24 protein-coding genes and 1 pseudogene are annotated in these 26,529 nt (G+C 68.1%); 17 read left to right on the forward strand and 8 right to left on the reverse strand.

The genetic code is table 11. The annotated features are described in order from the left end of the window. Positions 1-118 precede the first annotated feature (118 nt). A complete protein-coding gene (locus ACGFNP_RS60270; protein ID WP_393334137.1) occupies positions 119-1,048 on the reverse strand; it encodes a type II CAAX prenyl endopeptidase Rce1 family protein in 930 nt (309 codons plus the stop codon). 273 nt (positions 1,049-1,321) lie between these two features. Then, positions 1,322-1,675, reverse strand: a complete 354-nt coding sequence (locus ACGFNP_RS60275) for a DoxX family protein (RefSeq protein ID WP_393334140.1) — start codon at positions 1,673-1,675, stop codon at positions 1,322-1,324. A 169-nt stretch (positions 1,676-1,844) separates the two neighbouring features. On the opposite strand from ACGFNP_RS60275, the gene ACGFNP_RS60280 reads away from it, so the two are divergent. The 5 genes from ACGFNP_RS60280 to ACGFNP_RS60300 all read left to right on the forward strand — a co-directional run bounded on the left by ACGFNP_RS60280 (position 1,845) and on the right by ACGFNP_RS60300 (position 6,079). Beyond that, a complete protein-coding gene (locus ACGFNP_RS60280; RefSeq protein WP_393334142.1) occupies positions 1,845-2,645 on the forward strand; it encodes a metallophosphoesterase in 801 nt (266 codons plus the stop codon). Between the two features lie 226 nt (positions 2,646-2,871). After that, positions 2,872-3,405 (forward strand): RICIN domain-containing protein, encoded by a 534-nt coding sequence (locus ACGFNP_RS60285; protein WP_358335120.1) that lies wholly within the window; start codon positions 2,872-2,874, stop codon positions 3,403-3,405. Positions 3,406-3,601: 196 nt separating this feature from the next. Next, positions 3,602-3,922: a hypothetical protein gene (locus tag ACGFNP_RS60290; RefSeq protein ID WP_393334146.1), complete on the forward strand. Its 321-nt coding sequence runs from the start codon at positions 3,602-3,604 to the stop codon at positions 3,920-3,922. A 301-nt stretch (positions 3,923-4,223) separates the two neighbouring features. Continuing rightward, the gene (locus ACGFNP_RS60295) at positions 4,224-5,246 is read left to right on the forward strand and encodes an ATP-binding cassette domain-containing protein (RefSeq protein ID WP_393334149.1); all 1,023 of its coding nucleotides are present in this window, start codon (positions 4,224-4,226) and stop codon (positions 5,244-5,246) included. After that, complete coding sequence (locus ACGFNP_RS60300; protein WP_358335112.1) at positions 5,243-6,079, forward strand: ABC transporter permease; 837 nt, start codon at positions 5,243-5,245, stop codon at positions 6,077-6,079. The genes ACGFNP_RS60295 and ACGFNP_RS60300 overlap by 4 nt, the downstream gene beginning before the upstream one ends. A gap of 1,686 nt (positions 6,080-7,765) precedes the next feature. Here the strand turns inward: ACGFNP_RS60300 and ACGFNP_RS60305 are convergent. Then, positions 7,766-9,139 (reverse strand): annotated as a pseudogene (locus ACGFNP_RS60305) (ATP-binding protein); the annotation flags it as partial. 389 nt (positions 9,140-9,528) lie between these two features. Between ACGFNP_RS60305 and ACGFNP_RS60310 the strand changes: the two are divergent. The 5 genes from ACGFNP_RS60310 to ACGFNP_RS60330 all read left to right on the forward strand — a co-directional run bounded on the left by ACGFNP_RS60310 (position 9,529) and on the right by ACGFNP_RS60330 (position 14,627). Further along, positions 9,529-10,014, forward strand: coding sequence for a hypothetical protein (locus ACGFNP_RS60310; protein ID WP_358335109.1), 486 nt, complete (start codon positions 9,529-9,531; stop codon positions 10,012-10,014). A gap of 618 nt (positions 10,015-10,632) precedes the next feature. Continuing rightward, entirely contained in the window at positions 10,633-12,459 is a 1,827-nt protein-coding gene (locus ACGFNP_RS60315) for a WD40 repeat domain-containing protein (RefSeq protein ID WP_393334154.1), read from the forward strand. Between the two features lie 695 nt (positions 12,460-13,154). Then, positions 13,155-13,496 carry a metalloregulator ArsR/SmtB family transcription factor gene (locus tag ACGFNP_RS60320; protein ID WP_143604777.1) on the forward strand — a complete coding sequence of 114 codons (342 nt, stop codon included), beginning with the start codon at positions 13,155-13,157 and terminating at the stop codon, positions 13,494-13,496. Between the two features lie 4 nt (positions 13,497-13,500). Further along, positions 13,501-14,007 carry an SRPBCC family protein gene (locus tag ACGFNP_RS60325; protein ID WP_393334158.1) on the forward strand — a complete coding sequence of 169 codons (507 nt, stop codon included), beginning with the start codon at positions 13,501-13,503 and terminating at the stop codon, positions 14,005-14,007. Further along, on the forward strand, positions 14,007-14,627 hold the full coding sequence (locus tag ACGFNP_RS60330) for a dihydrofolate reductase family protein (protein WP_393334160.1): 621 nt from the start codon (positions 14,007-14,009) through the stop codon (positions 14,625-14,627). Before ACGFNP_RS60325 ends, ACGFNP_RS60330 begins: the two co-directional genes overlap by 1 nt. 66 nt (positions 14,628-14,693) lie before the next feature. Here ACGFNP_RS60330 and ACGFNP_RS60335 read toward each other — a convergent pair whose 3' ends face one another. Then, entirely contained in the window at positions 14,694-15,266 is a 573-nt protein-coding gene (locus ACGFNP_RS60335) for a helix-turn-helix domain-containing protein (RefSeq protein ID WP_358335062.1), read from the reverse strand. Between the two features lie 116 nt (positions 15,267-15,382). Here ACGFNP_RS60335 and ACGFNP_RS60340 point away from each other — a divergent pair, with 116 nt between their 5' ends. Further along, the gene (locus tag ACGFNP_RS60340; protein WP_358335060.1) at positions 15,383-16,417 is read left to right on the forward strand and encodes an aldo/keto reductase; all 1,035 of its coding nucleotides are present in this window, start codon (positions 15,383-15,385) and stop codon (positions 16,415-16,417) included. Between the two features lie 123 nt (positions 16,418-16,540). Here the strand turns inward: ACGFNP_RS60340 and ACGFNP_RS60345 are convergent, their stop codons facing one another. Beyond that, positions 16,541-17,383, reverse strand: a complete 843-nt coding sequence (locus ACGFNP_RS60345; protein ID WP_358335058.1) for an AfsR/SARP family transcriptional regulator — start codon at positions 17,381-17,383, stop codon at positions 16,541-16,543. 780 nt (positions 17,384-18,163) lie between these two features. On the opposite strand from ACGFNP_RS60345, the gene ACGFNP_RS60350 reads away from it, so the two are divergent. The 6 genes from ACGFNP_RS60350 (at position 18,164) to ACGFNP_RS60375 (ending at position 23,303) form a co-directional block, all read left to right on the forward strand. After that, positions 18,164-18,496: a hypothetical protein gene (locus tag ACGFNP_RS60350; protein WP_358335055.1), complete on the forward strand. Its 333-nt coding sequence runs from the start codon at positions 18,164-18,166 to the stop codon at positions 18,494-18,496. A gap of 225 nt (positions 18,497-18,721) precedes the next feature. Further along, positions 18,722-19,522: an FkbM family methyltransferase gene (locus ACGFNP_RS60355; RefSeq protein WP_393334165.1), complete on the forward strand. Its 801-nt coding sequence runs from the start codon at positions 18,722-18,724 to the stop codon at positions 19,520-19,522. Positions 19,523-19,615: 93 nt separating this feature from the next. Next, a complete protein-coding gene (locus ACGFNP_RS60360) occupies positions 19,616-20,143 on the forward strand; it encodes a hypothetical protein (RefSeq protein WP_358335045.1) in 528 nt (175 codons plus the stop codon). Positions 20,144-20,150: 7 nt separating this feature from the next. Beyond that, on the forward strand, positions 20,151-21,404 hold the full coding sequence (locus ACGFNP_RS60365) for a peptidoglycan-binding protein (RefSeq protein WP_393334168.1): 1,254 nt from the start codon (positions 20,151-20,153) through the stop codon (positions 21,402-21,404). Continuing rightward, positions 21,391-22,056: an ABC transporter ATP-binding protein gene (locus ACGFNP_RS60370; protein ID WP_358335039.1), complete on the forward strand. Its 666-nt coding sequence runs from the start codon at positions 21,391-21,393 to the stop codon at positions 22,054-22,056. The genes ACGFNP_RS60365 and ACGFNP_RS60370 overlap by 14 nt, the downstream gene beginning before the upstream one ends. Further along, on the forward strand, positions 22,053-23,303 hold the full coding sequence (locus ACGFNP_RS60375; protein ID WP_393334172.1) for an ABC transporter permease: 1,251 nt from the start codon (positions 22,053-22,055) through the stop codon (positions 23,301-23,303). Before ACGFNP_RS60370 ends, ACGFNP_RS60375 begins: the two co-directional genes overlap by 4 nt. An 8-nt stretch (positions 23,304-23,311) precedes the next feature. Here ACGFNP_RS60375 and ACGFNP_RS60380 read toward each other — a convergent pair whose 3' ends face one another. The 3 genes from ACGFNP_RS60380 to gntD form a co-directional block, all read right to left on the reverse strand. Then, positions 23,312-23,995, reverse strand: a complete 684-nt coding sequence (locus ACGFNP_RS60380; RefSeq protein WP_358335033.1) for a response regulator transcription factor — start codon at positions 23,993-23,995, stop codon at positions 23,312-23,314. Further along, positions 23,992-25,326: an ATP-binding protein gene (locus tag ACGFNP_RS60385; RefSeq protein ID WP_393334181.1), complete on the reverse strand. Its 1,335-nt coding sequence runs from the start codon at positions 25,324-25,326 to the stop codon at positions 23,992-23,994. Before ACGFNP_RS60385 ends, ACGFNP_RS60380 begins: the two co-directional genes overlap by 4 nt. A 197-nt stretch (positions 25,327-25,523) precedes the next feature. After that, positions 25,524-26,525: a guanitoxin biosynthesis L-enduracididine beta-hydroxylase GntD gene (gntD, locus tag ACGFNP_RS60390; protein ID WP_358335027.1), complete on the reverse strand. Its 1,002-nt coding sequence runs from the start codon at positions 26,523-26,525 to the stop codon at positions 25,524-25,526. Positions 26,526-26,529: the final 4 nt, after the last annotated feature.

Genomic DNA, 26,529 nt, shown 5'->3' on the forward strand with positions numbered 1-26,529 from the left:
CGGCTCCCGGCGGGGGAGCAGTCACAGTGAGGCTGAAAGAGCACGTCCCCGGGCATGACGCAAAGCGGCGTGGGACCGGTTTCGGTCCCACGCCCGCTTCTGTGGCGCGGTCGATCGTTCAGTTCTGATGGGCGACCTCCGGTGCGGATTCCTCGCCGGGTCGGTAGCCGAGGCGGCCGCGGGTCGCGACGAGCACCACGATCGCTGCCGTGGTACCCGCGAGCAGGATGACGTGGGACGCCTGCTCGGCGGTGGCGATCGACGGGAACATGTCCGCGTAGGCGATCGACAGGAAGTTGTTGATGCTGACGTGCAGCAGCATGACCAGCGGCAGGCTCTGGCCGGTCCGGTTGAACACCCACGTGATGACCACGTTCAGGACGCAGCAGGAGACGACGAACTCGCCGACCCTCATCGGGGTGACGTCCGGCCACCCGCCCCACTCGCTCAGGAACAGCGGCAGGTGCCAGAGGCCCCACAGCGGGCCGAGGACGAGGGTGGTGACCAGCGGGCCGAACTTGCGCTGCAGGCGGGGCAGGGCGAAGTCACGCCAGCCAGGCTCTTCCGCCAGACCAGTGGTGACCATCTGGAGCAGCAGGCCCGGCAGGTAAGCCACCAGCACGGCGACGGGCGGCATGTGGATGTCTCCGTCGGACACCGCGAGACCGGTAATGATGATGGTGGCGGGAACACCGACGGCGGTCGCGACGTACCAGACCCAGCTGACCCGCCACTTCGTCATCCGCCCGACCCACCGGCGGACGCCTTCCCTGCCGTCCGCCACCGCGGTCACGATGAACGCGGCGAGGATGGGGCCGAGATAGGCGCCGGGCAGAACGCCGGCGAACTGCGTGCTACCGAGCAGCGAGGGGAACGTGAAATCCAGGACCCCCAGTCCGGTCGCCGAGAGAATGTAGGGCAGCCAGGCGGCCCAGCTCAGCAGGTTGGCCAGTACGAAGAAACTGATCAGCGGACGGCGACGGATGAAACCCCGCAGCCCGGTCTGACTCGGATGCTGCTCGATATCCGGCCGGCTGTTGACTGCCATTTCATTTGCTCCTGGGAGGGGGTGCTTGACTGACAGTGATCAGCACACCAGCGGCGGGCCTTCCCAGTCGTTCCCGCGTACGCCCCAATGGAGGTACAGCTAGGGGTACCGCGGAGAGAATGCCCAGCTCAGAGCATTGGCCGGAGCGGGTAGGCGGTGATCGCGCCCACGTATTCGCCGTCGTCGGCAACAAGCTCGCGGGATCCGGCGACGTGAGGCGACGCGTCGATCGTCATGCCGAGACGGCCAGGTGAGTGCGCCTGCCTCCACGGATCACGACCAGTAGTAGAGCAGGTTCACGGCAAGTGCGGCCACCGCGGTGGCGAAGAATCCGCCCCAATTCACGAGCTTGCGGGAGCCCACTCGCAGGTGCGCAAGGAGTGCGCCGATGAAGTACAGCACGAGGCCGGCGGCAGCGAGTGTCCCCAGCATTGGCACGGCGAACCCGCCCAACAGCCCCAAAGAGCCCGCCGCCAGCATCATGCCCAACACCGGTACCCACGACCGTGGCAAGCGCTTCATGTCGGCCTGAGCCTTGGGAAACTCGTGGCCGATCAGGTAGACGACGGCGGCGCTGCCGTACAGCACCGAGGCGAAGATGGTGATCGTGGCATAAGTGGCGAACATGAGCCCTCCTTTGTGGTGGTCTGCTGCAAGAGCTTCCGTCTCAGCGGTGTTTGAGCCTTGCGATCCGGCAGTAGTCCGACGAAACAACCGCTGGAAATGTCAGGTGAACCTCTCCAGGTTCGATGCGAGGCTGGGGACAAAACGAATCGTTGACGTTCTTCCGGCCTAGGTGCGACGCTCGACTTGGCTCGGTCGTCAGGTCGGCGATCTGGGCGCCTACCCGTCGTTCGATCGGTGGGACGAGGCCAGCCGTCGCTTCGCCCGGGATCATCCCGCTCAGGGGGACTTCTTTCGCCTGCTCGATCCGTCGCCGGCATTCGCCGAGGGGGTGCGCTCGGCTCTCGGGCGGGTTCCCTGTGTGCTGTTCGTCAGCGGCAACCATGAGGATCACGACTGGCTGGCCTCCTTGCACGACGCGTCGGCCGCCGAGGTCGTGCCGGTGGACCCGCTCGGCGCTTACCGCCATGTCGCCTGCGGGAACGTGGTCGAGGTCGCCGGACAGCGCATGGCGTTCCTCGGGCTGATCGAGGTTCCGGGGAAGATGGACCTGGACGAGAGCGCGTACGCGCGGTTGATGGCGGTCGGACCGGGTGACGTGGACGTCCTGGTCACTCATGACGGCCCGTACGGGTTGTCACGCGACCGGCGCGGGAACGTGCAGGGCTCGGCGAAGCTGACCGCGCTTATCGAGCACCTGCAACCGCGCCTGCACGTCAGCGGCCACTACCACCACCTCAACGGCCCACGCCGCTATGGCCGCACGACCTCCTACTCGCTCGCCCAGTTGGTGCAGCCCAAGTTCACCCGGTGGGAGCCGGCGCCGATCAACCTCGAACAGCAGGTGACGGCCGGGAGCATCGGCCTGTTCGACACCGGAACCGGTAACTTCGAGTACGTACAAGACGATTGGCTGGCCGGCATCAGAGGGGACGCGCTGGACCTCGCCGCACTCGTCGCGGCCCACTGCTGAAGCACAGCGCGATCAGGACCACGTGCGCAGGGAGCTTCCGCACCCGCCGCTCACGCCACCCGTACTTCTCGAGTCGCTAATGCGACTTCTTGTTCGCATGCCCGTCAGCCCCCGCAGCCGGCATCACATTACGACACGCGACAGACTTGCACACAGAGTAATTGATCAATAACTGTCGGCCATGACATGGTGCTTGAGTCTTGATCAACTCTCCTGGGGGCCAATCATGCTTGCTCGCCGTCTGCTAGCCATCGCTGCCATCTCCACCGCGGTGGGTGCGGCAACCACCATGCCCGCCGCCGCCTCTACTCACCAGCCCGCCAGTCGCACCGCCCTTGGCTGGCCCGCAATGTGCGTCGACGTCAGCAACTACCGTGGCAACGGCACCCTGATGTACCAATGGCAGTGCGAGAGCAACAACACCAACCAGAAGTTCGTCATCGACAGCGGCCTCATCAAGGTGGAAGACACCGTCGGCGGGAATCCGGTGATGTGTCTGGACTCCTCCAACGGCCGCACCAACGGCACCCGGGTCTACCAGTGGCAGTGCCTGAGTAACGGCAACCAACTCTGGGTCATCCAGAGAGACATGATCATCCTCAAATCCACCCTCAACTCAGGCAACCCCCTGTGCCTGGACGCCACCAACGGCCGCGGCAACGGCATCCAGATTTACCTGTGGCAGTGCGACAGCAACAACACCAACCAGAAGTTCGTCATCAACAATGGCCAGATCGCGATCAAGGACACCTTGTTCTGATCTCTGGTCAAGCCCGGCACCGTCCCGATGTACCGCAGGGCATCCGCGGCAGGCAGGACAGCAACCCGGGTCCCCGGTGGGCCGGGGCCGAGGAACCCAGGCCCGGACCATCGATCGCCCCGACACCAGCCGCCATCAGCGGGAACGGAGATCAGCGACCTTGTCATGATCGCTTGCCCATGCTTAAGTGTTTCCGATGAGTCGCGAATCGGAAATGGGCGGGCTTCTTCAACAGGCCCCGGCGAAGATGAACCCGGCAGGCTTGGCGACTTACATCACGCTGATCTTTGTCGTGTGCGCGGTGCCCCTTCTGCTCGCGAACTGGTTCATCGTTGCCGCGATCCTAGGACGCGACTGCGTCGTGTCATATGCGGCAGGCAACATAACAGAATGTGGTGGCGGGCTTTCGGAGGAAGAGATGTCCGCCGCATCGGGGCTGATCGCACTGGTGATATTCGCCATCCAAACAGGGCTGATCGCTCTGGTGCGCCGGCGCATCCGATCTCGGGCGAAGTGAGATCGCGTGGCCGGCGACGGCGCGTCTTGGACAGCGGGCGTGAGCGCGGCGAATGCTTTGTACGGCGGGCGATGGCGCGCATGAACGGTCACGTGGAACGCGCAGGCGGAGCCTGCGCGTTCACAGATAGACGTCTGGAGGACCGCTCGGGGCGGGCTGCCACGGTTAACCACCCAGACGGGCAAGGGATGGGTGGCACACGGCCCACCCACACATCCACGGGCTGAAGCGAACGCCGCCCCCGGCAACCGGTGAAACCGGCCGAGGGTGCCGTGAAACCGGCGCCGCCGAGAGTGAAGCCATGAGCATCACAAAACTCGGACGTACCGGGGGCGTCCCGGCCTCCGTCGGAGGAACCGATCTGGCCGTACGTGCGGAAGGGCTTGCCAAGACGTTCGGCCGGCACCGTGCCGTCGACGGGATCGACCTGGACGTACGCCCCGGTGAGATCTTCGGCGTCCTCGGCCCGAACGGCGCCGGCAAGACCACCATGCTGAAGATGCTGGCCACCCTGTTGAAGATCGACGCGGGCCGTGCCGAGATCTTCGGAGTCGACGTGGCCGGCAACCCGCACGTGATCCGCCAGCTGGTCGGCGTCACCGGACAGTACGCGTCAGTCGACGAGAACCTGACCGCCCGCGAGAACCTCTGGCTCTTCAGCCGCCTGCAGGGCATCCCCGCGCCGCGCGCCCGGCGGATCGCCGTCGAATTGCTGGGCCAGTTCGGCCTGGAGGAGGCCGCCGACAGACCGATCGCGCAGTTCTCCGGTGGCATGCGCCGGCGCCTCGATCTGGCGGCCAGCCTGATCACCAGGCCACCGCTGATCTTCCTCGACGAGCCGACCACCGGCCTCGATCCGCGTACGCGCGGCCAGATGTGGGACACCATCCGCGGTCTGGTCGCCGATGGCTGCACCGTACTGCTGACCACGCAATATCTGGACGAGGCCGATCAGCTCGCCGATCGCGTCGCCGTCATCGACCACGGCCGCAAAGTCGCTGAGGGCACCCCTGACGAGTTGAAGACAGCGGTCGGCAACTCCGCCCTCCAGTTGCTGCTCGCCGAACCGGACGAGGTGCCCGCCGCCGTGGAGGTCGTGCGGCGCGTCCTCGGCTCCGACCCGGTACTCAGCCCGGAGCAGGGCCGCCTCAACGTCGCACTCGACCAGGCCGACCTGGCCGCGGACGTACTGATCGCACTGCGCGCCGCCGGGGTGTCGATCTCCTCGGTGAGCGTGGCCAAGCCCAGCCTGGACGAGGTGTTCCTCGCCCTCACCGGCCATGGGACGGACGGGGACGAGACCCGCACGGAGGAGAACCGATGAGCACCATGACCGCACCCGCCCGCGAGACGGTCCGGGCCGCCGACCGCGTGGCGGCCGCCCGGCGGCGCGTCTCCACAGGGGAGACGATCGTCCAGACCCTGACGATGGCGTGGCGGGCGCTCAAGAAGATGCGCCGCAACCCGGAGCAGTTCTTCGACGTGGCGCTGCAGCCCATCCTGTTCACCGCGATGTTCGCCTTCATCTTCGGCGGCGCCATCGCCGGTGACGTGGAGAGCTACCTCCCCCTGATGGTTCCCGGCATCCTCGCCCAGACCGTGCTGACGACGTGCATGGCCACGGGCACCCAACTCCGCGAGGACATGGAGAAGGGTGTTTTCGATAGATTCAAGTCGTTGCCGATCGCCCGGATCGCGCCGCTCGCCGGCCCGATGGTGGCCGACCTGCTGCGCTACACGATCGCGGCCGCTCTGACCTTCGCCATGGGCCTGGTGATGGGCTACCGCCCGGGCGGCGGAGCGGGCGGGGTGCTCGCCGCGATCCTGCTGGCGATCATCACGGGCTGGTCGCTGGCATGGGTCTTCACGTGGGTCGGCACGATCGCCCGGAGCGCCCAGGCCGTCCAGAGCATCTCCATGATGATCTTGTTCCCGCTGACGTTCCTGTCGAACGCGTTCGTCCCCGTCGAGACCCTTCCTGGCTGGCTGGCCGCGTTCGTACGGATCAACCCGGTCTCACACCTGGTCACGGCCACCCGCGACCTCGCCAACAGCGCCATCGTCAGCGGAGAGGTGGCCTGGACGCTCCTGGCGTGCCTGATCGTCATCGCGATCTTCGCGCCGCTGTCGGTACGCAGTTACAAGCGGCACATGTGACCCGTGCCCGTCACGGCCGGAGACCTGCTCAATGAGACCGCGCGCCTCGTCGAGCAGGTCGGGGCCGCGTCGATCGCCGTACTCGGCCCGCAGGGCGGCGAGCAGTCCGGGCTCGGCCCGCTCCGCGTACGGTTCGATCCGCTCGAAGGCCATGCAGGGCATGCTGCCGTTGTACGCGAACCGCTCGGCCAGCACCAGCAACCTGATCGCGTCGCGGGGGGCCATGGCTCCCCGCAGCAGCCCCCAGGCGCCGAGCCCGAAGAGCATCGAGCCGCACACCGGGTAGTCGAGGATGGGGTTTTCCGCGGTCAGCAGGTCGTAGCCTCGCGCGGTGGAGAACAGGTCCTCGCCGTAGCGGACGTCTTCCGGAGGAGCGTGGTACGCGTACGCCGTCAGGGTGGCCGACACCGCGATGATCGTCCACGGCGCGAGCTCCGTGCGCGGCACCCCGGGCAGGCGCAGGTCGTGCGCCCGCTGGACGGCCAGGCGGTATTCCGCCAGCGCGGCGGCCGTCTCGCCGCGGGCGAGTGCGAGCTCGGCCGCGCACAACGAGGCGATCGCCACCCCGCCGAGCACTGCCTCGGTGTCGTTGATCCGGGTGATCTCGGCGAGCTCGGCCGCCGCGGTGTCAAGGTCGCCGTCGGCGAGCGCGGAGACCAGCAGCAGCGCGCGGAGCTGGGTCTCATCGTCTGTGGCACCGAGCCGGCTCAGCACCGGGATGGCGATCCGCGCGTGTCCGACCGCCCGCCGGCGATCACCGAGCCGCATGACCAGGTGGGCGAGAACGGCGTGCATGATCGCGGCGGACCACGGCCCCTCGTCCTCCCGGAGCATCGTCAGAGTTCGCTCGGCGGCCTCGACCGCCTCGGCCATCTCTCCCGCGTTCTCCCGGACCTGGACGTTCGTCTGCATCGCCGCCAAGGCCACGTCACGGTCGGCGCTCCGGCACAACTCCGCTATACGGCGCCGCACGTCGGCGCCATCGGCCACGTCGCACGCGATCAGCACGGTGGCCACCGCCGCCAATCGGGGATTCGTCGTGTCGCTGATGGGCAGCGTACGGAGGAGATCGCGCAGCGGATCGTCGCGGCGGTCGGTGACGACCATGATGTTCATGAGCGCGATCAGCATGGCGGCCCTGGTCGCCTCGACGAGGTACGGCGGCGGCACCCAGTCGGTGATCACCTCGGCGATCGCGCCCCGGTGAACGAACACCCGGGAGTGATCGCCACGGATCGACCACAACGCGCCGATGCCGGCCAGCAACTGGACCATCGTGACGGGATCGGACTCACCGAGAGCCTGCCGGAGCAGTTCGGCGAGGTTGCTCTCCTCGGCGTGCAACGCGTCGGCCGCCGCGAACTGCGCCGGACTGAACAGCGCGAAGGCGTGTTCGAGGGCGTACGCCGTCGCCCAGGCCCGCTGCGCCGCCCGGGCGGGCGCCTCCTCACCGGCATCCTTCAGCCGCATCCGCCCGAACTCCCTGACGGTCTCCAGCATCCGGTAGCGGAGACCGTACGTCGTCTCGCGGACGCTCAGCATCGACTGCTCGGTCAGCGCGTCCACCGTGCGCAGGGCGTCCGGGCCGAGTACGTGCTCGGCCGTGGGCAGCGTGAACCCGTCGCCGAACAGCGACAACCACCGCAACGCCCGCCGTTCTGGCTCCTCCAGCAGATTCCACGACCAGTCGATGACCGCGAGCAGCGTCTTGTGCCGGTCGGGGGCCGTACGGTTCCCTCCGCGCAGCAAGGCGAACCGGTCCGCCAGGCGCCGCGCGATCTCCTCCACCGACATCACCCGCACCTTGGCCGCGGCCAGCTCGATCGCGAGCGGCAGCCCGTCCAGGCGGGCGACGACCTCCTCGACCACTCCCTCGTCGATCCGCACACCCGGGCGGCCGGCCGTGGCGCGCTGACGGAACAACTCCACCGCGTCGCCCGTGGGCAGCTCGCCGAGCAGGTAGACGCGTTCGGCGGGGATCGACAAGGGAGCGCGCGAGGTGATGAGCACCCGCAGGTCGCGGGTCGTCACGGTCAGGAAGGCCACCAGGTCGGCGGCGGCCTCGATCACGTGCTCGCAGTTGTCCAGGATCAGCAGCGCCGGAGCCTGGTCAAGATGCTGGGCGATCCGGGTGCGTACGTCGGAGCGCTGCTCGGCGGTCAGGACACGACGCCCGCTGACCGAGTCCCGAACCCCGAGCGCCGAGCCCACCTCACCCACCACCCCCTCCGGCGAGGAGACGCCGACGAGCTCGACGAAGTGGGCGATGGGCTGCGTGGCGTTCCTGCCGACGACATGTGCCAGCCGGGTCTTGCCCAGTCCGCCAGGACCGATGATGGAGACCACCCGGTTGGTCTGCAACAGGGCGTGCACCGCACGGATGTCGCCCTCGCGGCCGAGCAGCGAAGAACCGTCGAACAGGATGCCCTCACGTACCGGCCGATCGGCGACGAGAAGCTCGGCGTACACGCGAGCGAGCTCAGGCCCTGGTCCAGTGCCGAGCCGCGCGACCAGGCCCGCGCGATAACGCTCATAACGCTCCAGAGCGGCGGCGGCGCCTCGTACGGCGGCCTCGCTGCGCAGCAGGCAGGCGAGCAGCTCTTCGTCGTGTGGCCGATCGGCCGCGGCCTCCTCCAGCAGCGGCAGCGCGCCCTCATGAGCGCCACTCCGGCCCCGCGCGATCGCCGCCACCCGCCGCGCCTCAGCCATCCACCCCGCCGCGACGCCTCTCAGCTCAGCGAGTGGGCCCGCGGCACCGTCCACGCCGCCGGCCACGATACCCATGGCCTCTTCGGCGCGGCGACGCGCGAGCACCATGTCGTCCTCGCCCAGTGCGGCCCGTGCCTGCTCCACCAGCGCGCTGAGCAGCAGCGCGTCCACCTGACCGGCGGGCAGCCCGAGCCGGTAACCACGCGGAATCCGCACCACGACGTCGGCGCAGGTCACCGCCCTGGTCCGCGAGACGACCACCTGCAGCGCCTTCGTCGGATTGGCCGGCTCCTCGTCGGGCCACAACTCCTCGACCAGGCGCTCGACACTGACCCCTGCGTGGCCATGCATGGCGAGTACGGCCAGCAGGGTCTGCGCGCGATCACCGATCACGCGCACACCTCGCCAGCGGACGTCGTCGAGCAGGACAAGTGCGGGGGACACACCCTCAGGCTAGTTGCTCAGCGAGTAACGATCACGCCGGTCTAGCCGTCTTCGGTGCAGGAGTCGACCGCGTCCCGGTGGAATGAAAATTTCACCCGTCATGCCGGTATTACGGCTCCGCAGGTCTCATCCCCGACCTGATGGCACGCCTCGCCTACCCTCGCGCGAGCTGCCATGGCACAAGTTAATGCCGGGCCGAATCAGTGGCTCTCCATCGTCTCTCTGGACGCCTGGAGGCCCCGACAATATTCTCCGTGCGCGCTCCGCCGACATCATGAAAGAGATGAGGCTGGAAATTGACACATTCCAAAGCACGTCGTGCGGCCAGCTCCGTCGCCATCGCCATCGCAACACTCGCGGCAATCCTGGTGCCCGTCACTCCCGCGCACGCCGCCTACGGTCCAGACCAGACCGTGTCCATCACGGTGACCTCGAACGCCGGCCCGTCGATCATGCTCGCGCAGCTGACCGGCACGCTGGCGTTCGACGACGGAAACACGAAGTTCAGGTACGCGCTCCGGCTGTGCTGGGGGAGCGGGTCCTACCCCATGCCGAACTTCTACGTCTCTGTCAACGGCAGCACCGTCTTCTATCCGGCCCAGACGGGCACGGCAACCGCTCCCCCCGGGTGCCAGTTGTCCCTGTTCCTCTACGACGGTGAATACACCCACTCCACCACCCTCACGAACGTCACCTTGTACGTGACGGGCGGCTGGTTCTATCCCGGTAACACTTACAACAGTCGCACCAAATCCGTGACCTACGACAACCCCTACAACTGAGCCGTCCGAAAGCTGCGAGCACACCGCCACCCGGCGTACGCAATTGGGACTCGACCCTCGCCGACGACCTTCGGTGAGAGTGCGTTCGGGCTGGTAATGGCGCGGCGATCACCCCGCGTCGTGGTCTACTGACTGATCATCGCCCTGTTCGGCTTGTCTCCGGTCGGGTCGTTCGAGGGTCGGAGAAGCGAGCGCTTCAGATGGCGATGATCTCCAAGGTTGGGCCGACGGCAGCGATACGGAGCGCAGGAGACGTGCGAGGCGCGCCGGCTTGGGGCCACCGCGCCAGACCTGACCCACCACGGCGATGGGCACCCGCACCTCCAATCCATCGTCGAGGGCTCGCATGCCTGAAGATCCGCTCGTCGCCACGTTCGACAGCGATCAACGCTCCGGCGTCGCCACCCGGAAAGATGACCGCCCCGAGCTTCTTCGAGACGCGTCCCGGTGCCGGCAACTACTATGCGCGGCATGTCGCCACTGTCCCGCCATGAGGTCCCGGTTGTTCGTCCTGCTGCCTGGCATGTGCAGCAGACTTGGACCAGTCTGCTGCCGAAGGGCGTGATGTCATGCCCGCCGTTAGGCACCACCGACGGTCGCACCAATTGGGTGGCGGCGGTGACGACCGCGGTATTCGACGGCCGTGCCGTAGCGGTCACCGGAGGCGGCGACAGCACCGTACGGGTCTGGGATCTGTCGACCGGCGAGCGGGTCGGCGCCCCATGGGCTGGTCACACGAACGCGGTGCGGGCGCTGGCGATGTCAGTTCTGGACGGTCGCCCTGTGGTGGTCAGCGGTGGTGACGACGACACCGTACGGGTGTGGGAACTCGCGACCGGTAGGCCGGTGGGTGAACCGTTCCATCTTAAGGCTGACAATGTGGAGGCCCTCGCGATCGCGGAACGCCATGGCCGCCGGGTGGTGGTCACCGGTTGCTACGACACGACGGTACGGGTATGGGATCTGGAAACGCGGCAGGAAGTGATGGCACCGATCCGCGGCCACACCGGCCCGGTGTTCGCGGTGGCGACCGCGGTGCTGGACGGCCGCTGGGTGGCTGTCACAGGCGGCGACCGAACGGTCCGGGTATGGGACCTGGATACCGGTGATCCGGTGGGTAGCCCGTTCACCGGCCACAGTGGACACGTGAGCGCGGTTGCGGTTGCGGAGCCGACTCCCGGCCATCTGGTGGTCGTCTCTGGTGGCTACCAGACGACCACCCGCGTGTCGGACCTAGCCACCGGACTGCCGGTCGGTGACCTCCCCCGATCCACGGACCTGGAGGCCGTGACGACCACGATTGTGGACGGCCGACTGGTGGCGATCACCTGCGACTCCAACGAGCCGACCATCCAGGTGTGGGACCTGAAAACGGCCGAGCTGGCCGGTGAGCTGTTCCCTCAGCATCCCCGCACGGTGCATGCGGTGGCGACGGCAGTAGTGAATGGCCGGCAGGTGGTGGTGTCGAGTTGCGACGGCGGGTCGATCCGGGTGTCCGATCTGATCGTCGGCGAACCAGCCGTCAAACCAGTCCGCCACGACGCCGCGATCACGGCGGTGGCCACCACTTCAGTGGCCGGCCGACCGGTGGCGGTCACCGGCAGCGATGACGAAACCGTACGAGTATGGGATCTGGACACCGGCGATCAGGTGTGCCAGCCACTCACGGACCACACCGGCACCGTCACTGCTGTGGCCGCGACCCAAGTGGACGGTCGCGCGGTGGCGATCACCGGAGGCAAGGACGGCAAGGTCCGACTCTGGGACCTCACACTGGGGAAAGCGGCCGGAGCACCGTTGACCACCCACCGCCGCCCGATAACCGCCGTCGCGGCCGACAACACGGGCGACCCACCCCGGGCCATCACCGCCGGCGACGACAAGACCATCCGGGTATGGGATCTCCGCACCGGCGAAGAGACCGGCAACCCCCGCAAGAGCGACCATCGATGGGTACACGACCTCGCCACCACCACGCTCGACGACCAGCCCGTCGCCCTACTCGGACGGTGGGGCGGCGGCTTCCGGGTCCGTGACCTCACCACCAACCGCGACACCGGACTCCAGACCACCGGAAGCAACGGCAAACCGGTACGCCTCGTGGCCGCCACCATCGTGGACGGACGACCCATCGCCATCACCACGAACGATGACTGGCGCGACCCACCGATGAAGGTATGGGACGTCACCACCGCTCAGCAGATCGGCCAGCTTTCCATGGGAACCGTGGGCGCACTCGCCGCCACCACGATCGACGGCCACCCCATCGCAGTTGCCGCCAGCCACACAACGGTGGCGGTATGGAGCCTCACCACCTTCGACAAGATCAGCCCTGACATCGAATTCCCCGACTCGGTCAATGCCGTCGCTGCTACCCCACAAGGCCACATCATCGTCTGCTTCGACCGTGACATCGCCGTACTCAGCGCAACCCGATCGAGCTGACCATGGCATGGTTCGGCAGGACTGTAGAGAGTCGGCAGCCACCGCCCTGAGAAGGCACCGGACCATGTCTGCCACACGGGGAACCGCGACCGGTGAAGCCGTGCGCGACGTTCTCCCGCCGTCCCCGTCGTAGCCTTCGCGGTTGGGTCAGGCCAGGCGGTCCGGGAGGGGGGCCAGGGTGTAGTTGTTCCAGATGAAGGCGTCCATCTGGTGCTGGTCGGCGGAGAGCCGCGGTGGATGTCGACGACGTACTCACGTCGTACAGCTCTCGCGGCTCGCCCTTGATCCGCACGGTGTGCTTGACCACCGGGTAGACGTCTACCTAGGAGCCACAGAGCCAGCAGACACTTTCCAGCTAACCCGATAAACGGTCATGTGGAACGCGTAGGCGAAGCCTGCGCCTGCGCAGATAAACGTCTGAGCGAAACGAAGTCCTCCAGGGGTCGGGGCTGCGGCCCGACTGGAAGAAGCGCCTGAGTCCCCTAGCGCGAAGCGCCCCATTGCGAAACCCCTTGTGACAGCTCACCCGCCAGCCGTTGGTGCGCCGCTCACCCATTCTGCCCGCCGCCGTCGAGCGTGCCGTCTCCGGGATGCGCGTTTCCGCAGCCGCTGGCAAGGGTCACGATCGTCATCTGACAAGACCCGCCTGATTCCTCCGGCTTGACGCATGCCGATATAGGAATATGATGACTGTCATGGCACGAGCAGCGACGACGTCGGACGTCTTCAACGCGATCGCCGAGCCGCAGCGCCGGGAGATCCTGGTGTTGCTGCGGGCGGGTGAGCGGCCGGTGACCGAGTTGGCCCAGGAGCTGGGGATGACCCAGCCGGGGGCGTCCAAACACCTGCGGGTGCTCCGGGAGGTCGGGCTGGTGCGGGACCGCAAGGCAGGCAAGCAGCGTCTGTACGGCCTAGACGCCCGCGGGCTGCGACCGATCCACGAGTGGACCGGCGGGTTCGAGCGGTTCTGGAACGAGAGCTTCGACCGGCTGGACGCGTACGTGCAGGACCTCAAGCAGGCAAGACAGGAGGAGTGACCCGATGGCAGCAACAGGACGGGACGCGCCGGCGCAGTCAGCGACGGCCGACCGCGAGATCGTCATCTCCCGGATCATCAGCGCCCCACGGGAGCTGGTGTTCGAGGCGTTCACCGAAGTCCGGCACCTGTCGCGATGGTGGGGACCGGAGGGGTTCACCACCACCACGCGGGCGTTCGAGTTCCGCGTCGGCGGGGTGTGGGACTTCGTGATGCATGGACCGGACGAGACGGACTACCAGGAGTGGATCTCCTGGACCGAGATCGCCCCGCCGGAGCGGATCGCGCTGCTGCACGGTGAGTCCCGCGACGATCCGAACGCCTTCGAGTCGGTCCTCACGTTCGCGCCCGACGGCGCGGCGACCCGGATCGAGATGCGCACGGTGTTCCCCACCAAGGAGCTGCGCGACGAGGCGGTCGAGAAGTACCACGCGATCGAGGGTGGCCAGCAGACCCTGAGCAACCTGGCTGCCTACGTCACCGAGATCCTTCGGAAGGGAGTTGAGGGCTGATGGCCGGGAAAGTGTTCTTCAGCGTGTCGATGTCGCTGGACGGTTTCATCGCACCCGAGTCCCTCGGGGATTTGATGGGGCAGCAGTGGATGGAACTGCAGCGGTGGATATTCCCGCAGCGATTCTTCCGGGAGAACCTCAAGCTCGGCAAGGGCGGCGAGGAAGGGCGCGACAACGACATCGTGCGGGAGACGTTCGAGCGCACCGGCGCGAGCGTGATGGGCAAGCGCATGTTCGACGCCGGCGAGCAGATGTGGCCGGAGGAGGCGCCGTTCCACACGCCGGTCTTCGTCGTGACGCACGAGAAGCGTGACCCCTGGGAGCGGCCGGGTGGGACCACCTTCCACTTCGTCAACGACGGCATCGAGACCGCGCTCGACCAGGCCCGCGAGGCCGCCGGCGACCGAGACGTCCGCATCGCGGGCGGCGGCGCGACGATCCTGGAGTACGTGAACGCCGGCCTGATCGACGAGTTCTCGATCGCGCTCTCACCCGTGCTGTTCGGCTCCGGAATCCGCCTGTTCGAGGGCGTGGACGCGGGCCGCGTGGCCCTGGAGCCGGTCCGCGCGGAGCCGACGCAGCGGGTGACCCACCTGACCTACGCAGTCCGGCAGCGGTAACCGTCTCGACCTCAGCGCTCCCCCGCCGAGCGGCGTCGGCGATGGCGGGCGGCCGAGCCGGCCTGATCAGGACGCGCGTATCCCGTCGATCGCCGCCGCCAGGATCGGACGGACGTAGCCGGGGTCGCCGTGAATCGCGGAGATGGCGATGATCATGTCGAGGACCTGCTCAAGGGTGAGGTCCGCGCGTACGTCGCGGGCTTCCTGCGCGGCGGCGAGGAGCGGCCGGCCGGCGGCGAGCACGCGGGAGCGGCTCTCGTTGAAGACGGGGTTGTCGCCGTCGGACTGCGCCAGCAACTCGGAGGCGATGTCGTGCTTGCTGGTGAAGAAGGCGAAGGCCCGGTGCAGCCAGGCCGCGAGCACCGCTCCCGGCGTCTCGCCCTCGACGTGTACGGCGGCCGCGCAGATGGCGTCGACCTCGTTGACGTAGAGGGCCTCCAGAAGCTCCCGGCGGCCGGGGAAATTGCGGTAGAGGGTCGCCATGCCTACCCCGGCGCGCCGGGAGACCTCGGCCATCGACACCTGCGCGCCGGGCTCGGCGAAGGCGGCGCGGGCGGCAGCGAGGATCTTGTCGCGGTTGCGCTCGGCGTCGGCCCGTCTCGACGGCGCGGGTGGCCGGGGCGGCTGGTCCGGGGTCATCGTTTCCTAAGTGGATAGGCTATCCGTTACGCTTACCGGACAGGCTCTCCGGTTCTGCGTGGAGCCTGAGTATATCCACCTGCCGCGGCCCGTCCGCGGCGACTTGAGGAGCCCTCATGGACTACCGTCCTCTCGGACGAACCGGCGTCTCCGTCAGCGAGTTGTGCCTCGGCGCGATGATGTTCGGCGCCTTCGGCAACACCGATCACGATGACTCGATCAAGATTGTTCATCGCGCGCTCGACGCCGGGATCAACTTCATCGACACCGCCGACGTCTACTCCGGCGGGGAGTCGGAGGAGATCGTGGGAAAGGCGCTCGCCGGCCGGCGCGAGAACGTCGTCCTCGCCACGAAGGTCAGCCTGCCGTTCGGTGAAGATCCCAACCAGCGGGGGACGTCGCGGCGGTGGATCACCCAGGCGGTCGAGGGCTCGCTGCGCCGGCTGGGGACCGACTGGATCGACCTCTACCAGGTTCACCGCCTCGATGCGGCCATCGACGTCGACGAGACCCTGGGCGTCCTGTCCGACCTGGTCCGCGCCGGGAAGATCCGGCTGATCGGCGCCTCGACGGTCGCCGCCTCCGAGATCGTCGAGGCCCAGTGGACCGCCGAGCGCCGGGGCCGCGAACGCTTCCGCACCGAGCAGCCCCCGTACTCGATCCTCACCCGCGCCGTCGAGTACGACGTGCTGCCGACCTGCCGGCGCTACGGGATGGGCGTGCTGGCCTACAGCCCGGTGGCCGGCGGCTGGCTGACCGGCCGCTACCGCAAGGGCATGGAGATCGCCGGGCCGGGCTCGCCGGCCCGCCTGAGCCGCTTCCCCGCCGCCTACGACGCCACGTCCCCGGCGAACGCGGCCAAGCTCGACGCCGCCGACGCCCTCGGGGCACTCGCCGACGAGGCCGGGATGACGCTCGTCCAGCTGGCGATCGCGTTCGTCACCCGCCACCCGGCGGTCACCTCCGCGATCGTCGGCCCGCGCACCATGGAGCATCTGGAGGCCTACCTGGAGGCGGACGGCGTCGTCCTGTCCGACGACCTGCTCGACCGGATCGACGAGATCGTGCCTCCCGGCCACACGGTCAACACCGCCGACAACATGTGGCAGACCAGCACGACCGCGCTCGCCGCCGCCTCCCGCCGCCGCTGACTCACTCCGGCCGCGCTGCCTGCTCACCCTCGTAGAGCAGGCCAGGCACAGAATGCCGGCGAAAGTCCGTACAACGGCCGGTCACGTTCTCCCGAAGCGTGACGCGAGCGGATAGGGCACCTATCAGGTACGGCCTGTCCAAGCGTCGATCGACGGGCCCTCGGAGAAGTCGGATGACCCGTTGCCGTCGATCGGCCAGGCCGGGAACGATTGTGACAGGAGCCGCTTGGTGGGCACCCGGTCGAGGATGGCACGCTGGAGTTCCTGCAGCTCAGACCCCGGCTCGATGCCTAACTCAGCACTTAACCGCTTACGAATGTGCGTGTAGTGCTGCAGCGCTTCTGCCTGCCGGCCGGAACAATAGAGAGCGGCCATGAGCTGAGATCGCAAAGCTTCGTGGAACGGATATGCCGCCACCCGCTTCTGCAACTCCGGAATGATCTGCCGATAGTTTCCCAAAGCGATCTCGGAGCCGTACAACTCTTCGTAGACAGCTATTCTCTCACTCTCCAGGAAACGCGCCTCCTGTCGAATCAACTCACCCTGGACCCCGGCGAGCGCATTTCCCCGCCAGATATTCAACGCATCCCGGAAAATCTGCACCGAACACCTGAGATGCCCCCGTTGCGCCTCCGCGTGCGCGTTTTTGACCTGCTGCTTGAAGTAGCCCAGGTCCGTGTCGTCCGAGCCGGCCTGCAGCATATAGCTGGCCGAGCCGGTGCATATTTCCACGCCCGCCAGTGGGCGCAGGGCCTGACGGAGTCGATAGACATACGATTGTAAGGTGGTTTGCGCGCCTACCGGAGGTTGACCATCCCATACGTACTTGATGAACCGGTCTACCGGCACCTCGTTGTTCGTGTTGAGGATGAGGGTCGCGAGCACGGCCCGCTGTTTCGGTGCGGTGATGGGAATGCGCCGACCAGAGAACCTCACTTCGATGCTGCCCAGAATGTAGAAATACATGATGCTCCCCGTAGTTCTAGGTTTTTCGACGAGTGCAAGATGCGGGGGCCGGGTATTCAGCAAAGGCGGGATCTCGAATATCCTCGATCTACACACCCGGCCGGATCGAGATTCCGAATAGAGTGGCAATCTGGGATCGACGGCGAACGGGGACGAAGCAGATAAGGCCATGCTTCAAGCGGGCCCGTGGCCCGGTGCGGTGGCGACCAGCTCTTCTAAGTGGCGATTTTCCAGATCGTGGTTCGCCATTTAGGGCTGCCGGACGTGTTAGCGGACGACGTCGTCTAACCCGATGGTCGGACGTTCGCCAATGGCCATGGTGCACCCCAGCAATCAATCATGTCAAACCCGGTCGGATTCTTCGTTCACATCCGACATGGTGTGCGGCGAGGAGCTCAACTATTAAACGATCATGCACTGGCAGAAAACCGGACACAGGGTGCGCTGCGCCAATGATCGGACCACTCTCCGGATTAAGTGCGTTACCGCATGAATATTACCGGCGAGTACGCCCACGGGATACACAACAGGCCTGCTGAGCGCCGCGCGCCGTCGGCCCGGGTGGCGCCGCCGAGCCGCCCCCGAGCCGTTGCCCAGCTACAGAGCCTGTGCGCGGCCGGGCCTCGCCCAGCGCGTCCGGGGCGCCGGGGCCGCCGCGACGGCCCCGGCAGGCCATCCGGTGAGCGCGTTCGCCCGGCAGCCGCCGGCGGGCACAGCTGTGTCACTTTAAACCAATGGAGCCGTACTGGCAGATCGATAGCGGCGGAATGTCCGCTGCTTGTGACCCGTCTGCGGATGTGCGATCGTGAAACTGCGCATCGGGGTGACACGCGCATTTACGAATTCCATTCCCTCGCCCAGAACGGAATCTCCGTGAAGTCGATAATAGGCCTTTCGCTGTGCGCCGCCGCCATTATCTCCACCGGCATATCGGCCACACCCGCCATCGCGAATTCCTCCGTGACGTTCCCGGCCGGGCCGCGTTGTCCCGGCCAGGCGCCGCCCGGCTGGGAATTCGTCCGCACCGTACAGCCGCCGTTTGGACTTCCCTATGACCTGTATCGCCGGTTGCAGAATGACAACACGTACGAGTACCGGCAGGTCTACTGCTGAGACTTGACGGCCACGAAAGTGACCGAGGCCGAGATTGCCGAATTCCGGCCGGCGCGGTTACTCCACCCGGGGCTCGACCCGCTGGATCACCCCGGGCGACGACAGCGGCTTGCGGCCCGCCACCGGTCAGGTGGCGGGCCTCTCCATGTCAACATCCTGCGCCCAGGCGACCTCCCGCGGTGACGGCGGCCGGACGACACCATCGATGAGACGGAGCGTTGCCCCATGACCGAGATCGCCGGCGGGGACCTCGACCTGGCGGAGGTCGAGGGCATCAACCCGCACGAGACGCAGTATCTGTACACGGACATCTTCGCGCACCGCTCCTACCTGCCGCCCGGAACGACGCTGCCGCCGGACGCGGTGGTCCTCGACGCTGGTGCGAACATCGGGATGTTCGCGCTCTTCGTCAAGACGATGTGCCCCTCCGCGCAGGTGTACGCCTTCGAGCCGCTGCCTCCCGTGTTCGAGGCGCTCACCAGGAATCTGCGGCGGCACGGCGTGGCCGGCCGGGCCTACCCGTACGGGCTGTCCGACCACGACGGGGACACCGAGTTCGTCTACTACCCCGGCTATTCGATCATGTCGGCCCAGCACTCCCACGCCGCCACGGACCTGGACCGGGCCTTCGTCCGGGAGCTGGTGCTGCGGGAGCACGCTGCGGAGCTGGGGGACGATCTCGGCCTGCTGGACGAGATGCTGGCGCATCACTTCCGGGAAGTGCTCTACCCCTGCCCGCTCCGCAGGCTGTCCACCGTCATCGCCGAGCTGGCGCTCTCCCGCGTCGACCTGCTCAAGATCGACGTGCAGCGGGCGGAGATCGAGGTGCTGGACGGCATCGACGACCGGCACTGGCCGCTGATCCGCCGCGTCGCGGTGGAGGTCCACGACGAGCCCGGCACGGCCACCGAGGGCCGGCTGGAGCTCGTCCTCCGGGCGCTCGGCGGGCGGGGTTACCGCGCTCACGTGCTCCCCGCCACCGACGAGGGTTCCCTGGGCCGCCGCATCGTCTTCGCCGAGGCCTGACCGGTGCGGGGCGGCGTACCCCCCAAAGTGTGGGGGCGGGTTGGCAACCTTTGGCGGAGGCCGGGAGGGGTGGCCCGGGAGGAAGGTAAAGGCATGATCCCTTCCAAGAACGTCATCAGAAGAATGGTCGTGCTGGCAGCGACGGGCGCGCTGGCGTTCGGGCTCACCGCGTGCAGCAAGGAGGCGCCGAAGGCGACCGGCGGCTCCGACGACGTCGCGGCGCAGTACCGCGAGCTGGCGCAGTGCATCCGTAAGAACGGCGAGCCGAACTTCCCCGACCCTGTGCAAGACAGCAACGGGCAGTGGCGGCTCGCGCCCGGCACGACCGCCCCGCCGGCCGCGGCCCAGTCCGCGTGCAAGACGATCCTCGACAAGATCCCGGCCTACCAGGGACCGGAGGGCAAGCCGGTGACGGCGGCCGACATGGCGAAGTGGCGGACCTGGGCGCAGTGCATGCGTCAGAAGGGCATCTCCGACTGGCCCGACCCGAACGCCGACGGCAGCTTCACCCTGCCGTCCCGGCTGGGCGGCCCCTCTGGCAAGGACCTGTACCAGACCCAGTTCGACGCCTGCCAGCCGCAGCTGCCCCCGGGCGGCCTGACGGTCACCAGCAAGGGATGAGGATCGCGTGCACGGGCGCATCGAGCAGGAGCGGCAGGACGCCGGGAACCATCCGGAAGAGCTACGGCAGGAGCGGCAGGTGGACGAGGTGCCCACGTCGGTGAGCTCGACGACACCCCCGGCGGCGCCCCCGACGACGGAGCGGCGGAGGTCAGGCGGCAGGCGCGGCCGTACCGTGCTGGTGACAGTGCTGGCCCTGGCCGTGACGGGCGCCGTCGGATGGGGCGTCATGCGGGTGACCACGAACAGCACCGCCCGGCCGGCGCCCACGGCGACACCCGGGCTGGCGCTGGCCACGGCGAAGGTCGAGCAGGCCGACGTGGCCGAGCGGCGGCTGGTGAACGGCACGCTCGGGTACGCCGGTGCGTACAACGTCATCGTCAGCCGCTCGGGGGTGGTCACCCGGCTGCCGGCCGTCGGCAGCACCATCACGCGCGGCAAGGCCGCCTACGAGATCGACGGCGCTCGCGTCCCGCTCCTGTACGGTGACCGCCCCTCCTGGCGTGACCTGCGCCTGGGCGTCTCGAACGGGCTCGACGTCCTCCAACTGGAGCGCAATCTCAAGGCACTCGGCTACGGCAAGAACGTGACGGTCGACCGGCACTTCTCCTACGCGACCTACTACGCGCTCCGCCGCTGGCAGAAGGCCGCCAAGCTCAAGGTCACCGGTCAGGTGCCGCTGGGCCATGTCGTCTTCGTCCCGGCCGCGATCAGGGTCGGCGGCTGGGACACCAAGGTCGGCAGCGTCGTGGCGCCCGGCCAGCTCATCGTCCACGGCACCAGCCGGGCTCCCGCGGTGCTGGTCCAGCTCGCCCCGGCCGAGCTGCCGCAGATCCGCGTCGGCGACCAGGTCGTGGTCACGCTGCCGGACGGCAAGACCCGCAAGGGCCGCATCAGGGTCATCGGCGCGGTGGCCGTCGACGCCGACACCGACACCGACGCGGCGACCGACAGCGGCGCGGCGGCGAAATCGGTGGCTCCGGTGACGATCTCGCTGACCGGCAAGGTACGCGGGTTCCTGGACCAGGCACAGGTCCAGGTCTCGATCGTCACCCAGCAGCACAAGAAGGTGATCGCGGTGCCGATGACGGCGCTGCTCGCCCGGCCGCTCGGCACGTACGAGGTGGTCGTGGTGGAGGGTGGCAGCCGGCGACGGGTGCCGGTGGAGACCGGGCTGTTCGACGAGAGCACGGGCATGGCTGAAGTGACCGGGGACCTCAAGCCCGGCATGCTGGTGGAGGTGCCCGGTGACGGTTCTTGAGCTGCGGGACGTCCGCAAGACCTACCCGGGCGAGCCGCCCGTGGAGTCGGTGCGCGGGGTGAGCCTCTCCGTCGAGGCGGGCGAGATGATCGCGGTCCGCGGCGCCTCGGGATCCGGCAAGTCGACGCTGCTGCACCTGATGGCCGGGCTGGACCGGCCCACCAGCGGGTCCGTACGCCTCGACGGCCAGCACGTCGAGCTGCTGACCGACCTGCAGCTCGCCGGGCTGCGCGCCTGGCGGGTCGGCGTGGTGTTCCAGCAGTTCTTCCTGCTCGAAGCGCTGACGGCGATCGAGAACGTGGCCTCCGGCCTGCTGTATCGGGGTATCCCGGCCAAGCAGCGCCGCGCGGCGGCCGTCGAGGCGCTGGAAAGGGTCGGCCTGGCCCACCGGATGCACCACAGGGCCACCAAGCTGTCGGGCGGCGAACGGCAGCGGGTCGCGATCGCGCGGGCCGTGGTGGGCCGGCCCGCCATCGTGTTCGCCGACGAGCCGACCGGCAACCTCGACTCGGCCAAGGGCGGCGAGATCCTCGCCATCATGCGCGAGCTGAACGAGGAGGGCACGACCCTGGTCGTGGTCACCCACGAGGAACGCGTCGCCGCCGCCTGCGAACGCTGCATCGAACTACGTGACGGGGTGGTGGTGTCATGAGCGGCTCTGTGTCCGGCCTCGTGCGGGACGAGAAGGACGCCGTCGCAACACGGTCGCCGGTCAAGCGCAGCAAGCTGCGGCTGTACGACCTGATTCCCACCGGCACGCTGGGCCTGCGCACCCGCAGAACGCGGGCGGTGCTGTCGGCGCTGGGCATCGCGATCGGCATCGCCTCGATGGTCGCGGTGCTCGGCGTCACCCGCTCCAGCGAGTCCCACCTGCTGGCGCAGCTCGACCGGCTCGGCACCAACCTCCTGACCGTGGTGAACGGCGACGACCTGGGCGGCACCGAGGTCGCGCTGCCCACCACGGCCGCGCCGATGCTCCGCCGGATCTCCGGCGTGCTCGGGGTCGCCCCCACCGCGCAGATCAGCACCGCTCGCGTCTACCGCAACGACCAGATCCCCACCGGGCAGACCGGCGGCCTGGCCGTACGCGCCACGGACGCCTCACTCCTCGACACCCTGCAAGGGTCGCTGAAATCCGGGCGATTCCTCACCTCGGCCGACGCGCCGGTGGCCGTGCTCGGCAGCGACGTGGCCAAGCAACTCGGCATCGTACGGCTGGACCTGGGCACCCGGGTGTGGCTGGGCGGACACTGGTTCACGGTCGCGGGCGTCCTCAACTCCTTCACCCTGGCGCCCGAGATCGACCGGTCCGCACTCGTCTCCTTCGCCGCGGCCAAGGAACTGCTCGACTACGACGGCGCGCCCAGCCGCATCTACGTACGGACCGACCCGGACCAGGTGCCGCAGGTCGCCGGCCTGCTGGCGAAGACGGCCAACCCGGCCAACCCCTTCCAGGTCAAGGCGAGCCGGCCCTCCGACGCGCTCACCGCGCAGGTCGCCGTCAAGCAGTCGGCCGGCGCGCTGTTCCTCGGGCTGGGCGCGATCGCCCTGCTGGTCGGCGCCATCGGCATCGCGAACGTCATGGTCATCTCGGTGCTCGAACGCCGGGCGGAGATCGGGCTGCGCCGCACCCTGGGCGCCACCCGCATGCACATCGCCGCGCAGTTCCTCACCGAGTCGCTGGTGCTGTCCGCGCTGGGCGGGCTCGGCGGGGTGCTGATCGGTTCCGGTGTGACCGTGGCCCTGGCCATGGCGCAGGACTGGGGCATCGCGATCCCGCCCAGCGCGATAGGCGGCGGGTTCGGGGTGGCGATCGTGTCCGGCGTGCTCGCCGGGCTCTACCCCGCGCTGCGCGCCGCGGCGCTGTCGCCGACCGACGCGCTGCGTACGACCGGCTGAGCTTGACACTAGTCCTCGACGGAGAGCTGGTCGGCGGAGAGCGCCTCACCCAGCGGGACCAGACCGCACTGCAAGCCGAAGATGGCCGCTTGCGTGCGGTCTTGGAGTCTCAGCTTGGTGAGGATGCTGGAGACATAGGACTTGACCGTGGTCTCGCTCAGCGACAGCGTCTTGGCGATCTCCCTGTTCGACTGGCCACGCGCCAGCGCCGCCAGCACGTCGCGCTCCCGCGGCGCCAGCATCCGCAACGGATCCTCCTTCGCGGGGCCGTCGTCATCGCGGACCCGCTGGACCAGCATCGCCGCGACCGGCGGATCCAGCACGCTCCCTCCCGTCACGGCCATGCGCACCGCCTCCACCACCCGGTCCACCGCACTGGTCTTCGACAGGTACGACAGCGCGCCTCCGCGCATGGCCTGCAACGCCACCTCGTTCTCCACGAAAGAGGTCAGCACGATCACGGCGGGCGGCGCCGGCCGCTCCCTGAGTCGCTCCAGCACCTCCAGCCCGCCCATACCAGGCATCACCATGTCGAGCAGGACGACGTCGGGCCGCAGGCTCTCGATCGCCGCCAAGGCGGCGGGCCCGTCAGCGCACTCCCCGGCCACCTCGATGTCCACCTCGTCCTCCAGGACGTACCGCAGTCCCTGGCGGACCACCTGGTGATCGTCCACGATCAGCACCCGGATCATGCTTCCTCCGCCGGAATCCGCACCCGCACCGTCGTACCGCTGTCGGGCGCACTCACCACCTCGATCACGCCGCCAACCTCGATGACCCGCTCACGCATCATCTCCAGGCCCATCCCGTGACTGTCGTGCTTCTGCGCCATGTCGAAGCCACGGCCGTGGTCGCGGACCACGATCTCGATCTCCTCGCCCTTCTGCCTCAGGCGCAGCTCGATCCGCTGGGCGCCACCGTGCCGCGTCGCGTTGCTGAGCGCCTCCTGCACGATCCTGAGCACAGCATGCTCCGCGCCGGGTCCCAGCCGCACCTCGTGCAGGTCGGTCTCGACCGTGACGCCGAGCCGTACCTGGAAGGCCTCGCACAGATCGCGCAACGTCGCCACCAGGCCGGCCTCCTCCAGCGCGATCGGACGCAACTGCAGGAGCATCGCCCGCATCTCGCGCATCGTGTGCTCCACGGTCTTCTCCATGGACTCGGCCTGCTCCTGGAAACGCGAGCTCTCCGGCAGCGTACGCCGCAGGCTGCGGGCCACCAGGCTCAGCGAGAACAGATCCTGCGAGACCGAATCGTGCAGTTCCCTGGCGATCCGGGTCCGCTCAAGCCGCCGCGCCTGCGCCCCGGCGAGCTCCCGCTCCACCCGGCCGGCCGCGACCACCCGCTCGGCCATCACGTTGAAGCCCTCTTCCAGGCGGCCGATCTCGTCACCGGCGGAAACCGGCACCCGAGTGGTCAGGTCGCCGGCGGCCATGGTGGCCGCACCGGCCGCCAGCCGCTGGATCCTTTTGATCAACTTGCGGGTGCTGAGCAGGCCGAACACCAAGCACACCGGGACGAGCACCACCAGTGCGAGCCCAGCCGACAACGGCCCCGCCCGGTCGTCGCCGTCGGAGGCGACGTCGACGACCGGCGAGCCATCGGTGACGCTGCGGTCCTGTACGTAGACGACCCCGATCACCTGCCCGGCGGCCTCCACCGGGTTGATCGCCCAGCCGACCTCATTCCCCGACAGCGTGATCGCGCCGGTGCGTGCCTGCGTGCTGGACGACAACCCGGGGGGCGTCGACCCCGCGCCGTAGGCCGCCGGCTCCGACGGCTGCACCAGCCGGCCGTCCAGCCCGGCCACCGCGCGCACCATCTTGCTGTCGGCCGACGCCGTCGCGGCCAGCCAGCGCCGGGCCACCGCCGCCAGGATCTCCGGGCGGGACCGGCCGTCCTGCTGCCGGGTCAGGTCGTCCGCGAGCAGGCTGAGGCCCGCGGCCTGGCCCGCCCCGAGGAGTCCGGCGCGGTCCTGCCGGGTGCAGCCGTTGCTGGTGTGCACCGTGACTTGCGTTTTCATCACGCTGGGGACGACGAAACCGGCGATTCCTCCCGCTACCAGCGCCGACATGGCAGAAATGAGCACATATGACATGGCTATCCGGGGCCGGAGCCCGTAGCGGGAGGACATTCACCATCTCCAACAGAGACATGTTTTCAGCAGATACAGGATCTTTCATTGCCGCTACGCCCACAACTCAGATCCTGTGCCGGCTATCAGTGGATGGACCGCTCCGTCCGGGACCGCCGACGCGCGCGGGACTTCCGCAGGTCACGGGTGACGTTGATGCGCTTGAGCCACCGGTCCGTCCCATCATGCCGGGCGCTGAACGGTTTGCGACCGTGAACCACCCGATAATTGTCGATAAAGCAGAACTCACCGCTTTCTAATGCCATGTCGACCATGTTGTCGTCCATCTGCTTCACCAGCAGCGCGAGCGCGTCCGCCGCCTCATGGTCGGACGGATCCACCCGCATGAAGTACGGATCCGCCCGGATGTACGGCTCGTCCGATTCGCCGAAAAGCACGGGCACCTTGTCCGGGTCGTCCTGCATCTTGTCCACGTCGGCGAACGTGCTCTCGTCCGGTCGCGAATTGTTCTTCGGCAGGTGCGACTCGTCAGGGAGAATGCTGAACCGCTCCTCGAACAGCACCGACCGCACGCTCTCCGGCAGGTCGAGAGAGTCGACGTAGCCCACGGTGGTCACCGCGGCGTACGGGTTCCTGATGCACGCGAAAGACAGGAAGTCGCCGCGCAGCGGGTGGAACGCGTCTTCTGTGTGCCACGTGAGCAACGATTCGCTGCTCGACCCGAGCTGCTCGTTCTCGTGCCCCTGAATGGGGATGATGTCGTGAATGAGCCGTCCGTCCTGCTGGGTCGCCCACGCGAACGGGTCGCCCAGCAGCGAGCTCAGCATGACGAGCATCAGGTCCTCACGGCGCGTCGGCGACGGCTCCGGCCGCTCCCGCCAGTGAGCGGGCGTACGCCCGACGCGATCCTGATCGATCTCGTAGCCGCCGATGCGCAGGACGCCGGAGCCACGCTCAAGCCGGAACTCGTTCATCGCGAGCCGGATCCTCGACGGGAGCGCGTGCGCCAGGACTCCCGCCCGATGCAGCGCCTCGTCGGATTCGACTTGGTCGAGCGATTCCTCCAGTTCATCCAGCAGCGCGTTGACGACCTGCTTCTCGGTGTTATTGATCACCAGCTTGTCCATGTGC

Origin of the sequence: Nonomuraea sp. NPDC049269 (assembly GCF_043197155.1) — a bacterium.
In the GTDB taxonomy this organism is placed as follows: Bacteria; Actinomycetota; Actinomycetes; order Streptosporangiales; family Streptosporangiaceae; genus Nonomuraea.